The organism is Kribbella ginsengisoli (assembly GCF_039537185.1).
Taxonomy (GTDB): Bacteria; Actinomycetota; Actinomycetes; order Propionibacteriales; family Kribbellaceae; genus Kribbella; species Kribbella koreensis.
Genome location: NZ_BAABAA010000005.1, coordinates 337,841 through 359,730, shown reverse-complemented (window position 1 = coordinate 359,730; position 21,890 = coordinate 337,841). Strand labels below are relative to the sequence as shown.

Below are 21,890 nucleotides of genomic sequence, written 5' to 3'. Positions count from 1 at the left end.
GCGGTATCCGGACGGGTAGGAAGAGTGCATGCAGACCTATGACGTGGTCGTGATCGGGGCCGGCGCGATGGGGTCGGCTGCGGCTCGTGCACTCGCGGTGGCCGGGCGTGAGGTGCTGGTGCTGGAGCAGTACGAGCTCGGGCACGACCGGGGTGGGTCGCACGGTGGTACCAGGCTGTTCCGGTTGGCGATCGACGACGAGGGCGAGCTGTTGCGGGCGGCAAGGTCCCGGGAGCTCTGGCACGAACTGGAGAGCGCTACCGGCGTACAGATGCTGGACCTGGTCGGGGGTGTGGACCATGGCATGTCCGAGGCGCAGGTGTCGGAGTCTGCCTCGCTGCTTGGGCGGCATGGGGTGGAGCACGAGGTGCTGACGGCCGAGGCCGCTGGTGAGCGGTGGCCGGGGATGCGGTTCGACGGGTCTGTGCTGTACCAACCGGGGTCGGGGCGGGCGTTGGCTGCGCAGGCGTTGGGGGCGATTCGGGAGTCGGCGGTGGCGTTGGGGGTTGAGTTCCGGGGTGGGTGCGCGGCTCACGTAGTACGGGTTGTCGGGGATGGGGTTGAGGTAGAGACAGAGGCCGGCGTCGTACGGGCTGGGCAGTTGGTGGTGACGGCTGGGGCTTGGACTGATCGGCTGCTGGCTGGGGTGCTCGAGGTACCGGCGATCGCGGTGTCGCAGGAGCAGCCGCGGTTCTTCGCTGCACGGGACGAGTCGGCCGAGTGGCCGGTGTTCGTGCATCGGCGAGAGGAGACTCCGGCGTACGGGGTGTTCGAGGAGGGGCGCGGGGTGAAGGTCGGGCTGCATGCGACCGGGCCGGTGATCTCACTTGACCAGCGCGACTTCCAGGTGGAGCCGACGCGGGATGCGGCGCTGGTCGAGTATGTGCGGGAGTGGTTTCCGGGCGTGGATGTTGCGCGGTCGGAGGCGATCAGCTGCCTCTACGACAACACAGTGCGCGGGGACTTCGTCATCGACCGGCGCGGACCGATCAGCGTGGCGGCCGGCTTCCACGGCGAGGGCTTCAAGTTCGTACCGCTGGTGGCCCGCTACCTGACCGACCTGGTGACCGGCGCCGGAACCGTGCCTGCTGTTTTCAGCCTCTGACCCGCGGGCATCCGCCGCAGGGGTTGACGTTGGGAAGCGCGTAGACGAAGCAGCACGAAGTACGCACCTTCTGCTCCAGATCAATCCTGAATGCCTCGGCTGCCGTAGCCGCCTGCACCGCTTCCTCCGGCAGCCGAAGAGCCGCCCGCAGCTCATCCTCGACCGCACCACGCTTCTGCCGGGAACTCATCTTCACGCCGGGCCGGTAGCTGTCCGTGAACGCCCGAGTGTGCTCCTCAACCTGCCGAGCCGCCTCCTCGATGGACACCACACGCTCCGACAGCAAGGCGACTTCCATCGGATAGTGCGCCGTCGGATGCTTGCGAAAAGCAAGCGCCTCAGCCGATACGTCCGGCGAAACCCCGGTCAACGCGGTCGAGATCCCCGCCACGATCGCCGGCACCGACACGTACCACATCAACACGAACATCGCCGCGACCTGCACCGGCGGCTCGATCCCGTACTCCCGCCCATAATCATCCAGCAGATCCTGCCGCCACCCCAACGTAGGATCCCCACCCGCCAACTGCTCTTCAAGCACCTCAGCACACGAAACCCACTCAGGCCCAGGCACCGCCCCCGCCGCCCGAACAGCCAGCCAGGAAACCTCCCCATCCAGCCTGCCCGCGAGCCGCCCCACGGTGTAATCCACACCCCCACCCTACGTTCCACCCCCGGCTACACCCGTCAGCCTCCGCGGCTAACCTCCGCTGTCTCCTCGAACAACGGCAAACGCCCGCGAGAAGACCTCCCCGGCCGCCGCCGGCATGCCTTCCTCCGGCAGGGTGAACCGGATCGTCTCCAACTCGTTGACGAGCCCCGCCAGCGCCACTTCCTGCGCCCGCGTCAAACCATCCAACTTGAAGGTCAACCTCTCGAACTCGGCCACCAACTCCCCCACCGAAACCTCGCCGTCCAGGTACCGTCTCAGCAGCCCGCCGAGGTCCTCGGCTGTGGGTTGTTCACTCACTGGATCCCCCATCCAACTGGCCATACCCACCATCAGACTTTGGTCTCCAGATCGAGTGCTTTGCTCGGCTCAACGGGCTGCCCCGGTTTGTGCCTGTGCCAGATCTGATTGTGCTACTGCCCAGGGTCGGGGCATGGCCGGCACAACCCAACCGCCACCCCCGGGCCTGCGTGAACGACAGCAATAGCCGGGACCCTTTGTAGTTCTTCTCTGTAGTTCTTCAAGTCCCGGCAACCGGGCGCCCGGCACCGCCTGAACCACCGCGGCAGCCGGGACTGTTTGTTGCTCTTGTCTGTTGGGCTTGTGGGTAGGGTCGGCGCATGGGACTGGAGCGTTGGCATGTGGGGCCGTGGACGGCGCGGGGGTCGGTTCTGGGTGAGCCATTTGAGGCTGGGGTGAAGCGGACGCCGGATGAGTTGAACTTCGACGTCGTTGGGCTCTCGCGGATTCTTGGACGGCGGCAGGCTACTGCTGAGGAGATGTTGATGCGGCGGTGTCAGGGGTTGTTGCGGCCTACTGATCCGCGGGTTTGTGGGGTGCAGACGATCGAGGACGCGGAGGTTGCTCGGCAGTTGGCGGAGTTGGCTGAGGTGGCGTTCGGGTGGATTGCGGAGCAGGCGCCGGAGGGGTACGAGTTCGTTCGTACTGATGCTGTTGAGTTGCGGCCGGTGATGGACCTGGCGGCTGAGGTGGTTGCTGTGGAGGCGGTGGTGCAGGCGGCCGTTGAGCGCGGGGACGCGTTGCCGGCGGATCGGCTCGCGGCTTCTCAGGTACGCCGGTCGCGCACGGGCGACTGGTACGCCGGTGACGCGGTCTGCAACTGGTCGGGCCCCTACCCGACCGCCGAGCAAGCCGCCGACGCGGTGCGGGCCGCCCGGGTCGAGCTCGTCAACCAGCTGGCCGAAGCGGGCCACGATGACCTTGCAGCCACCGCGACCCGCTGGCCCGAAGTCGTCACGCAACAGCCCTGAGGCTTGCTACGCAACGGACCCGAGTTCCACGCCACAGGCCTGGAGTCCAGCCCACAGGCACGGGAGTCGCTACGCCGCCGTCCGGAAGCCGTGCTTGAGGCCTAGCCTCTTCAGCGAGTCCATCCCCGGGATGCCGTCGGCGTCTTTGCCGGTGAAGCCCAGTTTGCGTTGGAACTGGGCATAGGCCTTGATCGTGACCGTGCCGAACGAACCGTCCTTGGCGAAGGCCGGCGACAACAGTCCCTCAGCCACCAACGCGGCCTCCACGACCCGGACCTCCGCCGGGAACGAGGTCGCACCGTCGGGACCCGGTGCGTCCTTCTTCGCAGCAGCGACCACGCGAGCAAGCGACACCGTCGGTACGCCGGACCGCAGAGCGCTCCCGCGCCCGACCGACTTGTAGTCCGGGCGCCCGAACCCACGGATCATCGTCGCGCCACCGGTCCAGCGCCGGCTGTGCCGGAACACCCCGACGCCCGTCCTGCTGCCGTCCAAATTGGTGTTGCCCTCGATGCTTTTGACGAAGTCCCCCTCGACCCGCTCGACGAAGAAGACGTGCGCGATCCGGCCCAGATCCTTGTCGAACAGGAAGCCGACATCACCCGCCCGCGGGCTGTTGAAGAGCTTGCCGGCGTTCTTGAAGCCGGCCTGCATCGACGGGGTGAACGCGGTGTCCGTCCCCGCCACCAGCGGCACCTTGTTGATCTTCCAGCCCGCGACCAGGAACGTCGCGCACCAGGCCTGGCCGTTCGCGTGACCAGCCTTGGCCGCGTACGGGTTCTTGTTGGAACCGAGCGGCTTCTCCATCGTGCGCACCTGCGCCGCTGCCCAGGTGAGCAGCTCCCGCACCGTGCCGCTCATGAGTCGGACTCCAGCGTCGCACCGTCCACCAGGTCCTCGTCGTACTGCGGCAGCCGGGTCTGCACGACCTGGTCCTGCGCGCCGTCCTCCGGTAGCGGGTAGTTGCCCGTCTCCACCGGATTCTCCTTGTCAGGCATCCTCTTCTCCCCCTTGGAATCTCGAGGCCGGCCCGTCTCGAACCGGCCCTACCCAACAGATTCCACGAGGGCCTTCAGAAACCCTTAAAGTGCCCAGCTACGCCCATGTACAGACCTCACGACAGAGGTCGTCAGGTCACGTTTGCGGCACCTGCTTCCAACTGAACCCGTCATAGAACGGCTGCGCGCTGGGGGCCAGTTCAGCTCTGCACCCCGGGAGCATCAACTCCACCAACCTGATCCGCCGCGCCCACGCGCCGTTCCGAGGCCGGAATCGAACCGCCTTCCGGGTGAGCCGGAAGGGGTTGTGACTCGGCATGTTGATGTTCTGTACGCGGTACGCAGGTCGTGCTGACTTGGGAGTCAACTGAGTGGGCGACGTGTACGTGACCTTCGTCTTGGCGTGCATCGCGGCGTGCCCGCCGAGAGACCGGACCAATTCGAGCAGATCCTCCGCCAGCCAGCGAGAACTCGAACTGAACTCCAGCCTCCCGTCCGCGCCGGCATGGCCGTCGGAATCCATCAACCCCTGCAGCAACGCTAGCCGATCATCTTCAGATCCACGCCGATAGGCGGCTGGGATGAACTTCGTACGTGCCGTCGAACCAAGCAGGCCGAGGGCTCGAAGCTCGTTGATAATGACGTTGCCATTCTTGCCACCGCTGCCGACGATTCGCCAGTTCCCTGCCACCGCCCGCTCGTTGGCAATATGAGACTTGATGACGTGGCCAGGCGGCAGGAGGTTCTGGACGGACTGAACTATTTCTTCGTCGACATTGGTGAAATGCAGGCCGTTGCCGCTCATCCCTCCTTCACCCAGCAGCAAGCCCATGAGGTAGGGCTCGATCGGCAACTCGGCGGGCAGGTCATAGGAGATGACCGGCGGCTGAGGCAGCCGCACCCGAGCAGAGGAATTGACCAGACGGCGAAGCTCGGGTGTGTCCACGATCCGATCCTTACGACTGTCGAGATGCACTCGCCACAGATGCGCACTCTCGACTATCGCCGTGAATCCGTCTTGCCGCATCACCTGATAGCGACCGGTCATTTAGGAAGAATACCGGAGAACTGATTGTCATTAACTGCGCGAAACCGAGGGCAACGAAGCAGACTTATGCGGATTGACCCGGTGTCCAGCTCGCGACGAAATAGCCGACGCCGTACGGCGCAGCGTTGTACCCGAGCCGGCCGCGCAGACCAGGAGCCGCACCGGCCAGTACCTGCCAAGGGGCCCGGCCCGCGGCGTGGAGTTCGGTCGCGAGATCGGGGTCGAGCGCGGCGAGCGTCTCCGCGTCGGCCAACTCCAGTGCGGCGGCAACCGTACTGTCGAAGATTTCCGCGCGTGGGTGGAGATGTACCGGGGCGTGATCGCTACGTCGCGCTGAGCCATCGCCCATCACCAGCAGCGCGATCCGTTCGTTGCCATGGGCAATCTCTTGGCCCAGCGCGAGACAGGTGGCCGGAGTCTCGGCGGCAGCCACGGTGATCGAGGTCCGCGGCAGGTCGGCCGCCTTGCTCTGCTCGACGAGCCAGGTGCCGACGGCAAGGGACAGGGGCAGTACCGGCGTACCGGCGCTGGAACCGGAGGCCGAGCGCGGGCCGCCGACGGTTACCTCGGGAGCCCCATACGGACCGAAGCTGCCGAGGGCGGACGCGTCGTACCGCGTGCCAGTCAAAGGCCCCGTGCCGACGATCACCAGCGCGTCCGCATCGGCGAGCCGGTCGACGGCGGCGAAGCACGCGGCGCGGAGTGGATCGAGTTCGAAGGCTGCCCCGGAGGCGAGTTCGGGGATCAGCAGAGGTGGATGCGGGCAGACCGCGGCCGCGACGACAGGCACCCTCAGTTCCTTCCGTACCGCAGGAAGAGGTAACCGTCATCCCCGTTGAGCACATGCAAAGGCGTCAGCTGATGGACCTGCGTAGACGCGATCCCGTCCGTGATCCGCCGCGCCCCCGGCCCGGCCAGCAACGGCGACACCGTCAGACACATCTCGTCCACCAGACCCGCCGAAGTCAGCGCCCCCAGCAGATGCGGCCCACCCTCACACAAGATCTGCGGCAACCCGCGCGACACCAAGGCATCGACCGCCTCGGTCAGATCAACCACGTCATCCCCACAGACCAGTACGTCGGCAACCTCCGCCAACGCCTTGCGCTGATCCGCCGGCGACGACTCGCAGGTGATCACGATCGGCCGCACCGGCGCCTCGGTGAAGACAGAGCTCCCAGCGCTCAGATCAAGCCGCGCCGAAACAACCGCCAGCACCGGATTCTCCGGCAACCCTTGCAAGGCACGCCACTCCCGCCGCGCCTTGCCCAACTTCAAACCGTTGTACTGCTCAGCCCGCAGCGTCCCAGCCCCAACCAGCACGACATCCGCCAACTGACGCAGCAGCCCGAGCACATTCTGGTCGTCCTTCGACGACAACCCACCGGACAGCCCGTCCAGCGTCACCGCCCCGTCGATGCTCGTCACGAAGTTGGCCCGAAGCCGACGCGCCGAGCGGTCCGGTACGGCGTACGCGGCGATCAACTCCTCGCCGGTCAGCTCCTTGCCCTCGGCAGACCAGCGATGCATCAAACCAGGCTCCTTCGCGTGTACGCGGGCTGTTTCGTCCGCTGCAGAACGGCGATCAGGTCGAGCGCCTGCCGGATCCCGGCGACGTCGTGTACCCGGAAGACCCGGGCACCTAACCAAGCCATCACGCTGACCGCCGCCATCGTCGCCGGCCCCCTCCGCCCGGACGGCAGATCGAGGCTCTCACCGAGGAAGTCCTTGTTCGACGGCGCGACGAGCACCGGCCAGCCGGTCGCGGCCAGCTCGTCGACCCGGCGCGTCACCTCCAGCGAGTGCCAGGTGTTCTTGCCGAAGTCGTGGGTCGGATCGATCACGATCGCGTCCCGCCGTACGCCGGCCGCGACCGCGCGCTCGGCGAGAGCGGTCGTCGTCCGGATGACGTCGGCGACCACGTCGTCGTACGCCATCCGATGCGGATCGGTCCGCGGCGCGAGCCCTCCGACGTGACTGCAGACGAGCCCTGCGCCGACCTCAGCGGCCGCCCCGGCGAGCTCGGGATCGGAACCCGACCACGTGTCGTTGATGAGGTTCGCGCCCGCTTCGCCGACCCGCCGGGCGACTCCACTGCGGTACGTGTCCACGCTGATGATCAGTTCGGGGTGCCGCGCCCGGACCTCGGCCACGAAGTCGACCGTCCGGCGGAGCTCCTCGGTCTCGCTGACGTGCTCGCCGTACCCGGCCTTGACCCCGCCGACGTCGACCACATCGGCGCCGTCCGCGACGGCCCGGTCGATCGCCTCGAGCGCCGCCTCGGTCGCATAGGTCGCGCCGCCGTCGAAGAACGAGTCCGGCGTCCGGTTCAGGATCGCCATCACGGCGAACTCCCCCGGCCCGAAACTCCGCCCGCCGAGCCGGAGCACTCCGTCACCGGCCCCATCGCCGACCCTGCCCTCGGCCCCGTCCACGGCGCCGTGCCCGGTCCCGCCGTCAGCCTCGTCGTCAGCCACGGGGCGACTCTATCCATTGCATTTTCTTGAGCAGGTGAATTAAATGGGTCAACCAGTGCACTCTGACCCACATATCCTATAGGATCTACGGGACAGATCGGATCACTGCCAGAAACGGGTCTCTGCATGCCGCGCTTCTCCGAGGTCGAGACGTACGACGTCCGCTTCCCCACGTCGCTGGACCTGGACGGCTCCGACGCGATGAACGCCGACCCGGACTACTCCGCGGCGTACCTGATCATCCGCACCGACGCCGGCGACGGGCTGGAAGGCCACGGCTTCGCCTTCACGATCGGCCGCGGCAACGACGTCCAGACCGCCGCGATCGAGGCGCTCCGCGACCACGTCGTCGGGCTCGACGTCGACGCGACGCTCAGCGACCTCGGCGGATTCTGGAAGTCGCTGGTGCACGACTCACAACTGCGCTGGCTGGGGCCCGAGAAGGGCGTCATGCACATGGCGATCGGCGCGGTCGTCAACGCGGTCTGGGACCTGGCCGCGAAGCGGGCCGGCGTACCGCTGTGGAAGCTGTTGTCGGATCTCTCCCCCGAGCAGATCGTCGATCTGGTCGACTTCCGCTACCTCACCGACGCACTCACCCGCGACGAGGCGCTGGAGATCCTGTACGCCGCTCAGCCCGGCCGCGCCGAGCGGGAAGCGCTCCTGCGCGAGCAGGGCTACCCGGCGTACACGACCACGCCCGGCTGGCTCGGGTACGACGACGCCAAGCTGGTCCGGCTCTGCCGCGAGGCCGTCGCCGAGGGGTTCAGCCAGATCAAGCTCAAGGTCGGCGCGAACCTCGAGGACGACATCCGCCGGATGCGGCTGGCCCGGGAGACGGTCGGCCCGGACATCCGGATCGCGATCGACGCGAACCAGCGCTGGGACGTCGGCGACGCGATCGGCTGGATCGAGGCGCTGAAGCCGTTCGACGTGTGGTGGGTCGAGGAGCCGACCAGCCCGGACGACATCCTCGGGCACGCCGCGATCGCCCGCGCCGTCGCGCCGGTCCGGGTGGCGACCGGCGAGCACGTGCAGAACCGGGTCGTGTTCAAGCAGTTGCTGCAGGCGGAGTCGCTGTCGTTCGTCCAGATCGACTCGGCCCGGGTGGCCGGCGTCAACGAGAACATCGCCATCTTGCTGCTGGCGGCGAAGTTCGGCGTACCGGTGTGCCCGCACGCGGGTGGGGTAGGACTGTGTGAGCTGGTGCAGCACCTGTCGATGTTCGATCTGGTCGCGGTCAGCGGCAGTACCGAGAACCGGGTGATCGAGTTCGTCGACCATCTGCACGAGCACTTCCTGGAGCCCGTGGTGATCAAGGACGGGAACTACGTCGCGCCGCTGCGGCCGGGGTTCAGCGCCGAGATGGACGCGAAGACGCTGGACGACTACCGCTATCCGGCTGGCAAGATCTGGACCGAGCTGACAAAGGAGAGCGATCAGTGACCGATTTCGCCGGCCTGAAGGCCGTGGTGACCGGAGGAGCGTCGGGGATCGGGCTGGCGGCGGCCTCGCTGCTCGCCGCCCGGGGCGCCGAGGTGATCGTCTTCGACCTGAAGCCGGACGTGCCCGCGCCGCTGAGGGGAATCGCCGCCGATGTGAGCGACGACGCCTCGGTCCGGGACGCGGTGTCGGCCGCCGCGTTGCAGCTCGGCGGGATCGACATCCTGATCAACAACGCCGGGATCGGCGCGCAGGGGACGGTCGCGGGCAACGACGACGACGAGTGGCATCGGGTGCTTGACGTGAACGTCGTCGGGATCGCTCGGGTCACTCGCGCGACACTGCCATATCTGCGGCGATCGTCGGCCGCGGCGATCGTCAATACGTGCTCGATCGCGGCGACGGCGGGGCTGCCCAACCGCGCGTTGTACAGCGCGAGCAAGGGCGCCGTACTGGCGTTGACGATGGCGATGGCTGCGGATCACGTGCGCGAGGGGATCCGCGTCAACTGCGTCAATCCTGGTACTGCGGATACGCCTTGGGTCGGGCGGTTGCTGGATGTGGCGACCGATCCTGCCGCGGAGCGTGCTGCCCTGGAAGCCCGGCAACCGATGGGCCGCCTGGTGACGGCCTCGGAGGTCGCTGCTGCCATTGCCTACCTGGCCAGCCCCTTGGCCGGCTCGACCACCGGTACTGCGCTCGCCGTCGACGGCGGCATGCAAAACCTCCGCCTCCCGGCCGCTCCCGCCCCGACCTCGGCTCCTCGGTCATGAAGCTCTTTGCGGACGACAACCGCATCGGGCTGGGTGGCGCGCCTCTCGCCGGCCTCTTCTCCCCTGTCGCCGACGCCGAAGCGGTCGCCACCGTCCAAGCTGCCTGGGACGAGGGCTGGCGGTACTTCGACACCGCCCCGCACTACGGCCTCGGGCTGGCCGAGGAACGCCTCGGCGCCGGGCTCGCGGGCAAGCCGCGTTCGGAGTACGTGCTCTCCTCGAAGGTCGGCCGCATCATCTACGAAGCCGACACCCCCGCACCGGACGACGAAGGCTTCGCCGTCGTCTCGAATCGACGCCGCCGCTGGGACTTCACCCGCGACGGCGTCCTCCAGAGCATCGAGGACTCGCTGCGCCGCCTGGACGTCGACCGCCTCGATGTCGTCTTCGTCCACGACCCCGACCACCACTACGACGAGGCCGTCGCGACGGCGTTCCCGACGCTGATAGAACTGCGCGACCAGGGCGTGATCGGCGCCATCGGCTCCGGCATGAACCAGACCGCGATGCTGACCCGCTTCGTCGAGTCGGTCGACATCGACGTCATCATGCTCGCCGGCCGCTACACCCTGCTCGACCCCGACGGCCTCGACGACGTCCTCCCCGCCTGCCTCGCGAACGATGTCCAGGTCGTTGCCGTAGGCATCTTCAACTCCGGCCTCCTGTCCCAGCCCCGCCCCGCCCCCGACGCCACCTTCAACTACGCGCCGGCCCCACCCGCCTTGCTCGAGAAGGCGAACAAGCTCGCCGACGTCTGCGAGTCCCACGGGGTCACCCTCCCCGCCGTCGCCCTCAAGTTCCCGCTGGCCCATCCGGCCGTCGCCGGCATCGCCGTCGGGTGCCGCACGGCCGACGAGGTCCACGCCAACGCGGCCCTTGCGCGTACCGAAGTACCGGCCGAGGTCTGGTCGGACCTCAAGTCGGGGGGCCTCCTCCGCGAGGATGCGCCGACTCCGGGGTAGGAGCGACGCCCAGCCCATCAATAGGTCGAGGTCGGTCGGGCCCCAGCCCCCATTCGAGCGCGCGCCGGCCTGCCGCGCCGAGCCTTTGATGGGCTGGCGGTCGGCCCACTCGCTATCGTTCGCCCCTGAGGCACTCGACCCGGGGAGGAAGCACCGTGGGGTTCTTCGGCACGTACCTGTACGCCGGCGACCAATGGACCGAGCACGATCCGGACCAGCCGGTCAACGAGCCCGGCCCTTGGCTCCGGATCAACATCCACGACAGCGACTTCACGATCGTCACGTACAGCCCGGAGTACCAGGGCACCGGCGTCGCCTACCTGGGCTACACCCCACGCATGTACTTCGAATCCGAGGACGACGACTCCCGCACCAACCCCGCCCAGGAAGCCGCCGCCCTCACCACCTGGTGGACCAACCACACGCCGACCGCGGACCCGACCACCGCAGACTCCAAACGCGCCGAACTCCTCCCCTACCTGGCCGAAGACAAAGACACCTTCGACGAGGACGAGGACGAGGAAGACGACGAAGACCTCCCCGACGCGGAGATCTACGTCGAGGTCAAGACCGCCGACTTCCTCACCTCCCTGAACCTCCCCCTCCCACCCGCCCTCGAGCAGCTGCTCGCATGACCAGCCATCGAACCCGCGGTGGTCGTTGGAATGGCTGAGCTGGTGCTGGAGAGCTGGCCGGTCGGGGAATTGGAGACCGAGCGGCTGGTACTTCGGGAGGCGCGGGAACTCGATCGGGACGGGCTGGTCAGGTTGTTGTCGTCGGTGGAGGCGTACAGCTTGAAGCGGTGGGATGAGGAGTGGCCGGGAGCGATGGGTGGGGCGCTCGACATCGGCTACCTGCTACTGCCGGAGCACTGGGGGCAAGGGCTATGCGCAGGAGGCAGTGGGCGCTGTGTTGCGTTGGCTACCGGGCGTCGTACCGGACGAGACGGTTGTCGCGACCACTCAGTCGGCCAACGCGGCTTCGCTGCGGTTGTTGGGGAAGTTGGGGTTTGCCGAGGTGGAGCGGTTCGAGGAGTTCGGCGCCGAACAGGTTTGTGCGTCGCCGAACTGCCTCGGTGAAAGCTAGAGCGGGTCGATCTCGGTCAGTTCGTTGTGGTCGAGGTGGAGCCAGCGGGTGATGCCGATCTCCCGGAGGAAGGGGAGGTCGTGGCTGGCGATGACCAGGGCGCCGTTGTAGGAGGCCAGGGCGTCTTGGAGCTGGGCGACGCTGGCCAGGTCGAGGTTGTTGGTCGGCTCGTCGAGCATCAGGAGTTGGGGTGGAGGCTCGGCGAGTAGCAGCGCGGCGAGGGTTGCCCGGAAGCGTTCGCCGCCGGAGAGGGTGCTGACCGGTTGGTCGGCGGCCCGGCCGCGGAAGAGGAAGCGGGCCAGGCGCGAGCGGCGGTATTGGTTCTCCGTGCTCGGAGCCAGCAGGGCCAGGTTTTCCACTACGGACAAGGAATCCTGGAGCAGGTCCAGGCGCTGGGGCAGAAGGCGCCACGGGACCAGCGGCTTGTCGTCGGCGGCGATGGCGTGGAGGAGCGTGCTCTTGCCTGCGCCGTTCGGGCCGGTGAGGGCGATCCGCTCGGGACCGCGGATCTCCAGGTCGGCATGCAGTCCGGTACGGAGTACATAATCTTCCAGCCGTACTACGATCCGCCCGGCCGGCACAGTGGTCTTCGGCAGGTCGACGCGGATCGTGTCGTCGTCGTGGACCTTCTCCTCCGCCTCCGCCAGCGCGCTGGCCGCCGTGTCGAGCCGATCGCTGTGCATGCCGATGTGCTTGGCCGCCGACACCTGCGCGTTGCGTTTCAGGTTCCCCGCGACGATCTTCGGGATGCCGCCCTGCTCGAAGGCACGCTGACCCGCCGCCCGCCGGCGGTCCATCTTCATCCGCGCCTCGGCCAGCTCGCGCTTCTGCTTCTTCAGGTCGGATTCGGCCGCGCGGACCATCCGCTCGGCCGCCTCCTGCTCCGTCGCGACAGCTTCCTCGTACGCCGTGAGGTTGCCGCCGTACCAGGTCAGCTCGCCCTTGCGCAGATCCCCGATCTGGTCGACGCGATCGAGCAGCTCCCGGTCGTGGCTGACGATCAGCAACGCACCACGGAAGGCGTCGACCGCGTCGTACAGGTGTTTGCGGGCGCGCAGGTCGAGGTTGTTGGTGGGCTCGTCGAGCAGCAGTACGTCGGGACGCTTGAGCAACTCGGCGGCCAGCCCGAGCAGGATCGTCTCGCCGCCGGACAGCTCGCCGACGCTGCGGTCGAGGGTGATCGCGCCGAGCCCGAGCTTGCCGAGCATCGCGTCGGCGCGCTCCTCCACGTCCCAGCCGTCGCCGACGATCGCGAAGTTCTGCTCGGACGCGTCGCCGGCCTCGATCGCGGTGATCGCGGCCCGGATCGCGTCGATGCCGAGCGCCTGGTCGACGCGCAGCGTGGTGTCGAGGGTGAGGTCCTGCGGCAGGTACCCGAGCTCGCCGCTGACCCGGATCGCCCCGCGTTGCGGCGTGAGGCGTCCGGCGATCAGCCGCAGCAGGGTGGACTTGCCGGCGCCGTTGCGCCCGACCAGCCCGGACCGCACGGGTCCCGCCACGAAGGTCAGCCCGTCGAACAGCACGCCGCCGTCCGGCCAGGCGAAGGAGAGGTCAGTACAGGTCAAAGAGAAAGACATGGGGTGCTCCGAGATCTCGAACGAGACCGCCCACCGATCGGTGGCGATCAACCGCTACTGAAGAGAGATCTCAGTTCGACAACCCGAACCCCTGACGCCGGCAATGTGACACCGGCAAGCGTAGGCGCTCCCCCGCCCGCGCTTCAACTCCATTTCCGATCGGTTGCTCCAAGCAACAGATCGACCGGTACTGCGTACGCGGCGGACCTACTTGCGCCAAGGCATGTGCTGGAGCGTCCACGTGTTGCCGTCCGGGTCGGCGAACCAGGCGTAGAACACGCCGCCCATGTCCTCGACCGGCGCGACGTCGACGCCACGGCCGATCAGCTCCTCGCGGGCCGCCTCAATGTCCGCGACCACGAGGTGCAGACCGCGCAACGACCCGACCGGCATGTCTGCCTGCGCGATCCCGGTGCTGAGCGTGATCGAGGCGTACGACCCCGGCGGCGTGAGCTGCACGATCCGCACCCCCTCGGCCGGCGCCACGTCGACATCAACAGTGAACCCGAGCTGGTCGGCGTAGAACGCCTTCGACTTGTCGAGGTCGCTGACCGGCACCATCACCAACTCCAGCAGGAACGCTCCAGGGCGGACATCGGCGGTGGGGTTCTTCTCGGTCATCTGAGTGGTCCTTCTGCTCTGAGTGGTTGCCTGACATGCGGTACGTCGGAACCGATTCCCCGTTCTCGACACGCTCTTGTGGTTGGTTCCCCCATAGATCCCTGGCTCGTCACCTGGTGCCGGCAGGAGCTGGGCGCCACGCCGGTCGAGCGGTTGATGGTCTCGTCGCAGGTTGCCTGGAGAGCGGGGAGGAAATTGACCCGATCCGGGGGTACGACCCTCCCCAGATCCCTGATCAGCGGGCTTTGCGGAGCCAGGTTTCCACGCCGGAAATGTGGGCTGTCATCCAGGCTCGGGCGGCGTCGGTGTCGTTGGCTTCGATGGCGTCGAGGATGGCGGTGTGTTCGGCGAGGGTGCGTTCGACGGCGCCGGCCTGGGTGACGCCGCGCCAGATGCGGGCCCGCTGGGTGGCACCGGAGATGCCGTCCAGCAACGAGCAGACGACGGCGTTGCCGCTGGCCTCGGCGATTCCGCGATGGAAGCGCAGGTCGTTGGCGACCAGGTCGTCGATGGCTGCGTCAGCGGTGAGGTCACTCGTCAGCAACCGCAGTTCGGCCAGCTGTTCGCGGCTGATGCGGACGGCGGCCAGCGCGGCGACGCCGGGCTCCAGCAACCGGCGTACCTCGAAGAACTGCAGGACCGAGTCGTCCTGGTGCAGATCGACCATGAAGCTGAGCGCGTCGAGCAGGTGCGCCGAGTCCAGCGACGTCACATAGGTCCCGTCGCCGTGCCGCACGTCGAGCACGTTGACCAGGGTGAGCGCTTTCACGGCCTCCCGCAGCGAGTTGCGGGACAGCCCGAGCCGGGCCGCGAGGTCCGTCTCCTTGGGCAGCCGGTCGCCCGGCCTCAACTCCCCCGAGGTGATCATGTCCTTGATCTTGACGATCGCCTCATCCGTCAACGCCATTCGGTCAGTATGCCGCTACGCGCGGTCGCAAGGCGCCAAATCCGCCGGTTGGCACGCGGCAGTCGAGCACCGATGATCAGGGCTATGACGGACGGGTACTCCGGGAAGCCGCTTGCCACGAAGCTCGGGATCAAGCCCGAGCACACCGTGGTGCTCGACAACGCCCCACCCGGCTTCGCCATCGACGGCCTGCCGGACGGCACGAGAACACTCACCCGGCCCGGCAGGGCGGAGTACGACGTGATCCTTGCCTTCTGCCCGGATCGCGCCCGGCTCGCCGCCAGACTTCCCGTACTCCTGCCGAGAACCAGCACGGCCGGGATGATCTGGGTCGCCTGGCCGAAGCGCGCTTCCGGCGTACCGACCGATCTGGACGAGAACGGCGTCCGCGAGCTGGCCCTGCCGCTCGGCGTGGTGGATGTGAAGGTGTGTGCGATCGATGCCACCTGGTCGGGGCTCAAACTGGTCCGCCGGCTGGCCAATCGGTGAGAACTGGACTGATCCGCTGAGTGACGTTGGCCACATATGTACGGAAGAAAGTCCATCACGACCGGCGATCACCCGGCTGCATACTGTGGCCAGCAAGGCTCCCCGGACCATCGCCGGTAGACCGGAATGTCCGCCGGAACCCCACCCCTGCAACGGGTCCGGCAGTCAATCCGCCGTCAGTCCAGTTCCCGCCGCCGCGACCCGGCGGGGCGATCGCTGGAACACCTGCCACGGCAGTGTTTCAGCCCTCGATCGATCAACCGCGCGGGCGCCAACCACTCGATCGACTGGTCCGGTGATCCCGGGCTGCGGATCTGTTGCGGCAGCTATTAGCCTTGGCTCGGGAAGTCCCTCATAACTTCCCTAGTCATAACTCTGACCCGATCGGAAGAGGCGAACTGCCCAGTGGCCACCGAGCCATCAGAACCTGACCCCTTTGCAGCCTTCGGCGCGAACGAATGGCTGGCCGACGAGATGTACGAGAGCTACCTCTCCGATCCGAAGTCGGTGGACCCGGCCTGGATCAAGTACTTCGAGTCCGACAGCTTCAAGGGGAACAGCCCGGGTGATGCGAAGCCGGTGACGTCCAGCCCGGTCGACGCTCCCCGTCCGGACGCCGTGTCAGACAACAAGACCCCGGAGGCTCCGAGCCGCGGTACGGCCGCTGCCGCCCCCGCCTCCAGCCAGCCGGCTGCCCAGGCCGCGGCGCAGGCCCCCGCGCCGGCCGCACCGGCTCCGGCTGCCCCGGCGACCCCGGCCCAGCCCGCGGCGCAGGCCCAGACAGCTTCATCCCCACAGAAGGCAGCTGCTGCCGGAGGCGGCACCCCTACCGGAGGCACGGTGAACCAGCCGACCAGCGCGCAACCCAAGCCCGCACCCGCGACCGCCGCGGACGCGGAGCGCAAGATCCTGCGCGGCGCGCCCGCCCGGACCGCGCAGAACATGGAGACCAGCCTCACGGTCCCGACCGCGACCAGTGTTCGCGAGGTGCCGGTCAAGCTGCTGATCGACAACCGCATCGTCATCAACAACCACCTGCGCCGGGCGCGCGGTGGCAAGATCTCGTTCACCCACCTGGTCGGCTGGGCGCTGGTGAAGGCGCTCAAGACGCTGCCGGAGATGAACGCGTCGTACGACGTGACCGACGGCAAGCCGACCCTGGTCCAGCCCGAGCACATCAACCTCGGTCTGGCCATCGACATGTCGAAGCCCGACGGCACCCGGCAGCTGCTGGTGCCGTCGATCAAGGCCGCCGAGTCGATGACGTTCGCCCAGTTCTGGATGGCCTACGAGGACGTCGTCCGGCGGGCCCGGGACAACAAGCTCGCGCTGCCCGACTTCCAGGGCACCACGATCAGCCTGACCAACCCCGGCACGATCGGCACCCAGCACTCGGTGCCACGGCTGATGAGCGGCCAGGGCTGCATCGTCGGCGTCGGCGCGATGGACTACCCCTCGGCGTACCAGGGCGCGGCCGAGGAGACGATGGCCAAGCTCGCGGTCAGCAAGGTGATGACGCTGACCTCGACCTACGACCACCGGATCATCCAGGGCGCCCAGTCGGGTGAGTTCCTGCGCCGGCTGCACCGGCTGCTGCTCGGCGACGAGGGCTTCTACGACGAGATCTTCCAGTCGCTGCGGATCCCGTACGAGCCGATCCGCTGGGCCGCCGACCTCCCGCACAGCCACGAGGAGGACATCAGCAAGCAGGCCCGGATCCTCGAGCTGATCCACGCGTACCGGGTGCGCGGCCACATCATGGCCGACACCGACCCGCTGGAGTACAAGCAGCGCAGCCACCCGGACCTGGACGTCGCCACCCACGGCCTGACGCTGTGGGACCTGGACCGCGAGTTCGCCACCGGCTCCTTCGGCGAGCAGAGCGACCGCCGGTTCATGAAGCTGCGCGACATCCTGGGCATCCTGCGCGACTCGTACTGCCGGACCACCGGTATCGAGTACATGCACATCCAGGACCCCGAGCAGCGCAAGTGGATCCAGGAGCGGGTCGAGCGGCCGCACACCAAGCCGCCGCGCGAGGAGCAGCTCCGGATCCTGGCCAAGCTGAACGAGGCCGAGGCGTTCGAGACCTTCCTGCAGACCAAGTACGTCGGCCAGAAGCGGTTCTCGCTGGAGGGTGGCGAGACCACCATCCCGCTGCTCGACGAGCTGTGCGAGGAAGCCGCCGGAGCGGGCCTCGACGAGGTCACCATCGGGATGGCGCACCGCGGCCGGCTGAACGTGCTGGCCAACATCGTCGGCAAGTCGTACGGGCAGATCTTCCGCGAGTTCGACGGCAACATCGACCCGCGGACCGTCCAGGGCTCCGGTGACGTCAAGTACCACCTGGGCGCCGAGGGCGAGTTCGTCTCCGAGTTCGGCGACAAGATCAAGGTGTCGGTGGCGGCGAACCCGTCCCACCTGGAGACCGTCGACCCGGTCCTCGAGGGCATCGTCCGCGCGAAGCAGGACATCCTCGACCAGGGCGCGGCCTTCCCGGTCCTGCCGGTGCTGGTCCACGGTGACGCGGCGTTCGCCGGTCAGGGCGTCGTCGCCGAGACGCTCAACCTGTCGCAGCTGCGCGGGTACCGGACCGGCGGCACGATCCACGTGATCGTCAACAACCAGGTCGGTTTCACCACCTCGCCGGCCTCGTCGCGCTCGTCGATGTACTGCACCGACGTGGCCCGGATGGTCCAGGCGCCGATCTTCCACGTGAACGGCGACGACCCCGAGGCCTGCATCCGGGTCGCCGATCTGGCCTTCGAGTACCGCCAGGCGTTCAACAAGGACGTCGTCATCGACCTGGTCTGCTACCGCCGTCGCGGTCACAACGAGGGCGACGACCCGTCGTTCACGCAGCCGCTGATGTACGACCTGATCGAGCAGAAGCGGTCGGTCCGCAAGCTGTACACCGAGGCCCTGATCGGCCGTGGCGACATCACGGTCGAAGAGGCCGAGCAGGCGATGCGCGACTTCCAGCAGCGGCTCGAGCGGGTGTTCACCGAAGTACGGGAGGCGAAGAGCCAGCCGGACACGCCGGCGCCGTACGTCACCGTCCCGGTCTACCCCGACAAGCCGGAGGGTCCGGACGCGACCGCGACCACGCCCGAGGTGCTGAAGAAGATCGCCGACGCGTACACCACGCTGCCGGAGGGCTTCACCGCGCACCCGAAGGTGATGCCGCAGCTGCAGCGCCGGGCCGCCGCGATCACCCAGGGCCCGGTCGACTGGGCCTCCGCGGAGATCACCGCCTTCGGTTCGCTGCTGCTGGCCGGTCGCCCGGTCCGGCTCGCCGGTCAGGACAGCCGCCGCGGCACGTTCGTCCAGCGGTTCGCCGCGGTCATCGACCGGGTGAACGGCCAGGACTACGTCCCGCTGCAGAACCTGGACGAGCAGCAGGCCAACTTCTACGTCTACGACTCGCTGCTCAGCGAGTACGCCGCGCTCGGCTTCGAGTACGGCTACTCCGTGGCCCGGCCGGACGCACTGGTGCTGTGGGAGGCGCAGTTCGGTGACTTCGTGAACGGCGCCCAGTCCATCATCGACGAGTACATCTCGGCCGGTGAGGCGAAGTGGGGCCAGAAGTCCGGTGTCGTGCTGCTGCTGCCGCACGGCTACGAGGGCCAGGGCCCCGACCACTCGTCGGCCCGGATCGAGCGCTTCATGGCGCTGTGCGCCGAGAACGCGATGACCGTGGCCCAGCCGTCGACACCCGCGTCGTACTTCCACCTGCTGCGGCGGCACACGCTGCAGGAGGAGCACAACCCGCTGATCGTCTTCACGCCGAAGCAGCTGCTCCGGTTGAAGGCAGCGGTGTCGCAGCCGGAGGAGCTGACCAGCGGTACGTTCCACCCGGTGCTGGGCGACGCGGAGGCCGAGCAGAACCCGGCCGCCGTCGAGCGGGTCATCCTGTCCTCGGGCCGGATCATCTACGACCTGCTGGCCGAGCGGAAGAAGGCCGAGCCGGACAAGATCAGCACGGCGGTCCTGCGGATCGAGCAGCTGTACCCGCTGCCGGCCGAGGAGATCAAGGCCCAGCTGGCGAAGTACCCGAACCTGCAGGAGATCCGCTGGGTGCAAGACGAGCCGGCGAACCAGGGTCCGTGGCCGTTCATGGCACTGAACCTGACCGAGCACCTGGGCGGCAAGCCGTTCTACCGGGTGTCCCGGCCGGCCATGTCCGCCACGTCGGTCGGCTCGCACGGCGTGCACGTCGCCGAGCAGGCGACGCTGATGAAGCAGGCCTTCAGCTGACGTGTACTTCACCGACAGAGGAATCGAGGAGCTCGAGGGCCGGCGGGGCGAAGAAGAAGTCCCGCTGGCCTGGATCGCCGAGCGCCTCCGCGAGTTCGTCGACCTGAACCCCGACTTCGAAACCCCCATCGAACGCTTCGCCACCTGGCTCGCCCGCCTGGACGACGAAGACGACTGAGAACCCCTCTGGGTTTAGTTTGTGCAGATGCCCTTCGCCAGTCATCCGGTACGCCGGGTTGCCGCGGCGGAGGGCATCAGCGTGTCCCGCACCTGGCCCCACACCATCCCGGCCGTGCGCCAACTCCTGACCGACGGCCTCGACCTCGGCCCCGGCGTCACCTTCCTGGTCGGCGAGAACGGGGCGGGCAAGTCGACTCTGGTGGAGGCGATCGCCATTGCGTTCGGTATGTCGCCTGAGGGCGGGTCGACCGGTGCCAGGCTGACGACTCGTGCTTCGGAGTCGTCGCTCTCGCGGGACATCCAGCTGACCCGCGGCGCAGGCTCAGCGCGCTGGGGCTTCTTTCTCCGGGCTGAGACCATGCACGGGTACTACACGTACCTGGAGCAGAACCCGGGCGGACGGGACCCGAAGTTCCACGAGTTGAGCCACGGCGAAGGCTTCCTCGAAGTACTCCAGAGCCGCTTCGACAGCCCAGGCCTGTACTGCCTGGACGAACCGGAATCCGCCCTCTCGTTCTCCTCCAGCCTGGCCCTGGTCGGCGTCCTGGACGAGCTGGCCAAGGGCGGCGGCCAGGTCATCTGCGCCACCCACTCCCCCGTCGTCTGCTCCCTCCCCGGCGCCACAATCCTGGAGGTCGGCGACTGGGGCCTCCGCGAGACAACCTGGCCCGACCTCCTCCTGGTCCAGAACTGGCGCGCCTACCTCGAAGCCCCCGAACGCTACCTACGCCACGTCATTGGTAATGAGCCTGACCGACCTTGAGCGCCGTGATTCGGCCGTAGCGGGCTCGGCCGTTGTAGGTGGAGCAGTAGAGGGTGGCGGTGCCGGGAGCGTCGAGGACCAGTAGGTCCTGCACGCTGACGGGGATGCGTGGGGAGGTGATGCTCCAGCCGAGGCGCACGGGAGTTACGTCGCCGGTGCTGAGTTTGCAGTAGCCGTTCTGGTTGTCGCCGTCGAGGTTCTGCAGCTCCGCCTTACCGAAGAGCGCGTACGAGCCGGCGGGCAGCTGGATCGAGGCGACCGGCGTCTCGGTGTGGTTGTGCAGGTCGACGTTTCCACCGGCCATGTAGGCGTCGCTGAAGCCAGGAGCGCCTTGCTCCCCTTGCGCACCCTGCGGCCCTGTGGGCCCGACAGGTCCCTCGGCACCGGTTGCCCCGGTGTCGCCCTTGGCGCCTGTCGGCCCTACCGGTCCGACAGGTCCCACCGGACCTTGCGGCCCGGTCTGGCTCCAGGTCGTCGGCAGTTCGGTCGAGCGGCACCTCTCGCCCTTCTCGACGACTCGCAGCGCGCCCTTGTCCTGCAGCAGTCCGCCCTTGTTGTAGCAGCCGTGGATCACGCCGTCATCGTCCGGAATGGCCGCGTACGCGACACTCCCCACGCCGATCAGCCCCACCGCGACCGCGATCCCGGCCAGCCGTGCCTTCTTCATGAGTCCTCCCCTGGGTCGGCCGGCCCCCGCGATTCGGCCGGCTCCTCACGAACCGGCTCGGCCACCCACGAACTTAGGTGCCCAAGGCATGGGTTCGGCCCAGCCCTGACCCAGCGACCACCACACCGTGCCCTCGAAGCCCGGCGCCAGTTGCCCTCAGACGCAGTACGGCCCTAGTCCGTGTGCGGCGGACGGCGGCGCAGCGGCGGGTCGGGGGCCAGGGAGCCATCAGGGGCGATGTGCTCGAAGATCTGGTCGACCATGTTGAGGACGTGCGGGTCGTCGACGGTGTAGATGTGCCGGCGGCCCTCGCGGCGGGCGGTGATGATGCCGGCCAGGCGGAGCTTGCCGAGGTGCTGGCTGGCGGTGGCGATGCTGACGCCGACGCGGTCGGCCAGCGTGCCGACGTCGTACTCGCCCTGGGCCGCCAGGGACACCAGGTGCAGCCGGACCGGCGCCGAGAGCATCGCGAACGTGCTGGCGGCGGCGTCGAGCTGGGCTCGGGTGGGTTCAGGGGGTGTGCTCATCGCGGAGTCATTGTGACCTTTCCGGAGGTCCCCTGGTACTCGGCAGGCCGAGCGTGAGTACGGTCTCAT

Annotated in this window: 24 protein-coding genes; 11 read left to right on the top strand and 13 right to left on the bottom strand. The window is 68.0% G+C overall.

From position 1 onward, the window contains the following. Positions 1-28: 28 nt before the first annotated feature. A complete protein-coding gene (locus tag ABD768_RS20445) occupies positions 29-1,105 on the top strand; it encodes an FAD-dependent oxidoreductase (RefSeq protein ID WP_344842852.1) in 1,077 nt (358 codons plus the stop codon). Here the strand turns inward: ABD768_RS20445 and ABD768_RS20440 are convergent. Then, positions 1,095-1,757 (bottom strand): (2Fe-2S)-binding protein, encoded by a 663-nt coding sequence (locus ABD768_RS20440; RefSeq protein ID WP_344842849.1) that lies wholly within the window; start codon positions 1,755-1,757, stop codon positions 1,095-1,097. The two genes, ABD768_RS20445 and ABD768_RS20440, sit on opposite strands and share 11 nt — an antisense overlap. Positions 1,758-1,805: 48 nt before the next feature. Next, on the bottom strand, positions 1,806-2,075 hold the full coding sequence (locus tag ABD768_RS20435; protein WP_344842846.1) for a hypothetical protein: 270 nt from the start codon (positions 2,073-2,075) through the stop codon (positions 1,806-1,808). A gap of 320 nt (positions 2,076-2,395) precedes the next feature. Between ABD768_RS20435 and ABD768_RS20430 the strand changes: the two genes are divergently transcribed. After that, positions 2,396-3,046 (top strand): hypothetical protein, encoded by a 651-nt coding sequence (locus ABD768_RS20430; RefSeq protein ID WP_344842843.1) that lies wholly within the window; start codon positions 2,396-2,398, stop codon positions 3,044-3,046. A 69-nt stretch (positions 3,047-3,115) separates the two neighbouring features. On the opposite strand, the gene ABD768_RS20425 is transcribed toward ABD768_RS20430, so the two are convergent. From ABD768_RS20425 to folP, 6 genes are all read right to left on the bottom strand, one after another. Continuing rightward, complete coding sequence (locus ABD768_RS20425) at positions 3,116-3,907, bottom strand: hypothetical protein (protein ID WP_344842840.1); 792 nt, start codon at positions 3,905-3,907, stop codon at positions 3,116-3,118. Further along, positions 3,904-4,044 carry a hypothetical protein gene (locus tag ABD768_RS20420; RefSeq protein ID WP_343964696.1) on the bottom strand — a complete coding sequence of 47 codons (141 nt, stop codon included), beginning with the start codon at positions 4,042-4,044 and terminating at the stop codon, positions 3,904-3,906. Before ABD768_RS20420 ends, ABD768_RS20425 begins: the two co-directional genes overlap by 4 nt. Before the next feature lie 136 nt (positions 4,045-4,180). Next, positions 4,181-5,092 carry an LAGLIDADG family homing endonuclease gene (locus tag ABD768_RS20415; RefSeq protein ID WP_344842836.1) on the bottom strand — a complete coding sequence of 304 codons (912 nt, stop codon included), beginning with the start codon at positions 5,090-5,092 and terminating at the stop codon, positions 4,181-4,183. Between the two features lie 64 nt (positions 5,093-5,156). Beyond that, on the bottom strand, positions 5,157-5,882 hold the full coding sequence (locus ABD768_RS20410; RefSeq protein WP_344842834.1) for a class III extradiol dioxygenase subunit B-like domain-containing protein: 726 nt from the start codon (positions 5,880-5,882) through the stop codon (positions 5,157-5,159). A gap of 2 nt (positions 5,883-5,884) precedes the next feature. Beyond that, positions 5,885-6,622, bottom strand: a complete 738-nt coding sequence (locus tag ABD768_RS20405; protein WP_344842831.1) for a pyrimidine reductase family protein — start codon at positions 6,620-6,622, stop codon at positions 5,885-5,887. Beyond that, positions 6,622-7,569, bottom strand: a complete 948-nt coding sequence (gene folP / locus ABD768_RS20400) for a dihydropteroate synthase (RefSeq protein WP_425558439.1) — start codon at positions 7,567-7,569, stop codon at positions 6,622-6,624. Before folP ends, ABD768_RS20405 begins: the two co-directional genes overlap by 1 nt. A 126-nt stretch (positions 7,570-7,695) precedes the next feature. On the opposite strand from folP, the gene ABD768_RS20395 reads away from it, so the two are divergent. The 5 genes from ABD768_RS20395 to ABD768_RS20375 all read left to right on the top strand — a co-directional run bounded on the left by ABD768_RS20395 (position 7,696) and on the right by ABD768_RS20375 (position 11,833). Beyond that, positions 7,696-9,015 carry an L-fuconate dehydratase gene (locus ABD768_RS20395; RefSeq protein ID WP_343964690.1) on the top strand — a complete coding sequence of 440 codons (1,320 nt, stop codon included), beginning with the start codon at positions 7,696-7,698 and terminating at the stop codon, positions 9,013-9,015. Beyond that, complete coding sequence (locus tag ABD768_RS20390; RefSeq protein WP_343964688.1) at positions 9,012-9,785, top strand: SDR family NAD(P)-dependent oxidoreductase; 774 nt, start codon at positions 9,012-9,014, stop codon at positions 9,783-9,785. Before ABD768_RS20395 ends, ABD768_RS20390 begins: the two co-directional genes overlap by 4 nt. Beyond that, positions 9,782-10,747, top strand: coding sequence for an aldo/keto reductase (locus ABD768_RS20385; protein WP_344842828.1), 966 nt, complete (start codon positions 9,782-9,784; stop codon positions 10,745-10,747). The genes ABD768_RS20390 and ABD768_RS20385 overlap by 4 nt, the downstream gene beginning before the upstream one ends. A gap of 155 nt (positions 10,748-10,902) precedes the next feature. Continuing rightward, entirely contained in the window at positions 10,903-11,382 is a 480-nt protein-coding gene (locus ABD768_RS20380) for a hypothetical protein (protein WP_344842825.1), read from the top strand. Positions 11,383-11,578: 196 nt separating this feature from the next. Then, positions 11,579-11,833: a GNAT family N-acetyltransferase gene (locus ABD768_RS20375; protein WP_344842821.1), complete on the top strand. Its 255-nt coding sequence runs from the start codon at positions 11,579-11,581 to the stop codon at positions 11,831-11,833. Here the strand turns inward: ABD768_RS20375 and ABD768_RS20370 are convergent. The 3 genes from ABD768_RS20370 to ABD768_RS20360 all read right to left on the bottom strand — a co-directional run bounded on the left by ABD768_RS20370 (position 11,830) and on the right by ABD768_RS20360 (position 14,938). After that, positions 11,830-13,410, bottom strand: coding sequence for an ABC-F family ATP-binding cassette domain-containing protein (locus tag ABD768_RS20370; protein ID WP_344842819.1), 1,581 nt, complete (start codon positions 13,408-13,410; stop codon positions 11,830-11,832). The two genes, ABD768_RS20375 and ABD768_RS20370, sit on opposite strands and share 4 nt — an antisense overlap. Positions 13,411-13,617: 207 nt before the next feature. Continuing rightward, the gene (locus tag ABD768_RS20365; RefSeq protein ID WP_344842817.1) at positions 13,618-14,031 is read right to left on the bottom strand and encodes a VOC family protein; all 414 of its coding nucleotides are present in this window, start codon (positions 14,029-14,031) and stop codon (positions 13,618-13,620) included. A 235-nt stretch (positions 14,032-14,266) separates the two neighbouring features. After that, positions 14,267-14,938, bottom strand: a complete 672-nt coding sequence (locus tag ABD768_RS20360) for a FadR/GntR family transcriptional regulator (RefSeq protein WP_344842815.1) — start codon at positions 14,936-14,938, stop codon at positions 14,267-14,269. Positions 14,939-15,022: 84 nt separating this feature from the next. Here ABD768_RS20360 and ABD768_RS20355 point away from each other — a divergent pair, with 84 nt between their 5' ends. The 4 genes from ABD768_RS20355 (at position 15,023) to ABD768_RS20340 (ending at position 20,627) form a co-directional block, all read left to right on the top strand. Continuing rightward, on the top strand, positions 15,023-15,427 hold the full coding sequence (locus ABD768_RS20355; RefSeq protein ID WP_344842813.1) for a DUF3052 domain-containing protein: 405 nt from the start codon (positions 15,023-15,025) through the stop codon (positions 15,425-15,427). A gap of 405 nt (positions 15,428-15,832) precedes the next feature. Continuing rightward, positions 15,833-19,684, top strand: coding sequence for a multifunctional oxoglutarate decarboxylase/oxoglutarate dehydrogenase thiamine pyrophosphate-binding subunit/dihydrolipoyllysine-residue succinyltransferase subunit (locus ABD768_RS20350; RefSeq protein ID WP_343964675.1), 3,852 nt, complete (start codon positions 15,833-15,835; stop codon positions 19,682-19,684). Between the two features lies 1 nt (position 19,685). Further along, positions 19,686-19,862 carry a DUF6104 family protein gene (locus ABD768_RS20345; RefSeq protein WP_343964673.1) on the top strand — a complete coding sequence of 59 codons (177 nt, stop codon included), beginning with the start codon at positions 19,686-19,688 and terminating at the stop codon, positions 19,860-19,862. Between the two features lie 27 nt (positions 19,863-19,889). Then, positions 19,890-20,627 (top strand): AAA family ATPase, encoded by a 738-nt coding sequence (locus ABD768_RS20340; protein WP_343964671.1) that lies wholly within the window; start codon positions 19,890-19,892, stop codon positions 20,625-20,627. On the opposite strand, the gene ABD768_RS20335 is transcribed toward ABD768_RS20340, so the two are convergent. Next, the gene (locus ABD768_RS20335) at positions 20,599-21,294 is read right to left on the bottom strand and encodes a hypothetical protein (RefSeq protein ID WP_344842808.1); all 696 of its coding nucleotides are present in this window, start codon (positions 21,292-21,294) and stop codon (positions 20,599-20,601) included. The two genes, ABD768_RS20340 and ABD768_RS20335, sit on opposite strands and share 29 nt — an antisense overlap. Positions 21,295-21,467: 173 nt before the next feature. Next, positions 21,468-21,821, bottom strand: a complete 354-nt coding sequence (locus tag ABD768_RS20330) for an ArsR/SmtB family transcription factor (protein WP_328327299.1) — start codon at positions 21,819-21,821, stop codon at positions 21,468-21,470. Between the last annotated feature and the right edge of the window lie 69 nt (positions 21,822-21,890).

What these genes read in the sequence shown, in the direction of transcription:
- ABD768_RS20445 (WP_344842852.1), top strand. Translation starts at nt 29, where the DNA reads ATGCAGACCTATGACGTGGTCGTGATCGGGGCCGGCGCGATGGGGTCG.
- ABD768_RS20430 (WP_344842843.1), top strand. Translation starts at nt 2,396, where the DNA reads ATGGGACTGGAGCGTTGGCATGTGGGGCCGTGGACGGCGCGGGGGTCG.
- ABD768_RS20425 (WP_344842840.1), bottom strand. Translation starts at nt 3,907, where the DNA reads ATGAGCGGCACGGTGCGGGAGCTGCTCACCTGGGCAGCGGCGCAGGTG.
- ABD768_RS20420 (WP_343964696.1), bottom strand. Translation starts at nt 4,044, where the DNA reads ATGCCTGACAAGGAGAATCCGGTGGAGACGGGCAACTACCCGCTACCG.
- ABD768_RS20415 (WP_344842836.1), bottom strand. Translation starts at nt 5,092, where the DNA reads ATGACCGGTCGCTATCAGGTGATGCGGCAAGACGGATTCACGGCGATA.
- ABD768_RS20405 (WP_344842831.1), bottom strand. Translation starts at nt 6,622, where the DNA reads ATGCATCGCTGGTCTGCCGAGGGCAAGGAGCTGACCGGCGAGGAGTTG.
- ABD768_RS20395 (WP_343964690.1), top strand. Translation starts at nt 7,696, where the DNA reads ATGCCGCGCTTCTCCGAGGTCGAGACGTACGACGTCCGCTTCCCCACG.
- ABD768_RS20385 (WP_344842828.1), top strand. Translation starts at nt 9,782, where the DNA reads ATGAAGCTCTTTGCGGACGACAACCGCATCGGGCTGGGTGGCGCGCCT.
- ABD768_RS20370 (WP_344842819.1), bottom strand. Translation starts at nt 13,410, where the DNA reads ATGTCTTTCTCTTTGACCTGTACTGACCTCTCCTTCGCCTGGCCGGAC.
- ABD768_RS20365 (WP_344842817.1), bottom strand. Translation starts at nt 14,031, where the DNA reads ATGACCGAGAAGAACCCCACCGCCGATGTCCGCCCTGGAGCGTTCCTG.
- ABD768_RS20360 (WP_344842815.1), bottom strand. Translation starts at nt 14,938, where the DNA reads ATGGCGTTGACGGATGAGGCGATCGTCAAGATCAAGGACATGATCACC.
- ABD768_RS20355 (WP_344842813.1), top strand. Translation starts at nt 15,023, where the DNA reads ATGACGGACGGGTACTCCGGGAAGCCGCTTGCCACGAAGCTCGGGATC.
- ABD768_RS20340 (WP_343964671.1), top strand. Translation starts at nt 19,890, where the DNA reads ATGCCCTTCGCCAGTCATCCGGTACGCCGGGTTGCCGCGGCGGAGGGC.
- ABD768_RS20335 (WP_344842808.1), bottom strand. Translation starts at nt 21,294, where the DNA reads ATGAAGAAGGCACGGCTGGCCGGGATCGCGGTCGCGGTGGGGCTGATC.
- ABD768_RS20330 (WP_328327299.1), bottom strand. Translation starts at nt 21,821, where the DNA reads ATGAGCACACCCCCTGAACCCACCCGAGCCCAGCTCGACGCCGCCGCC.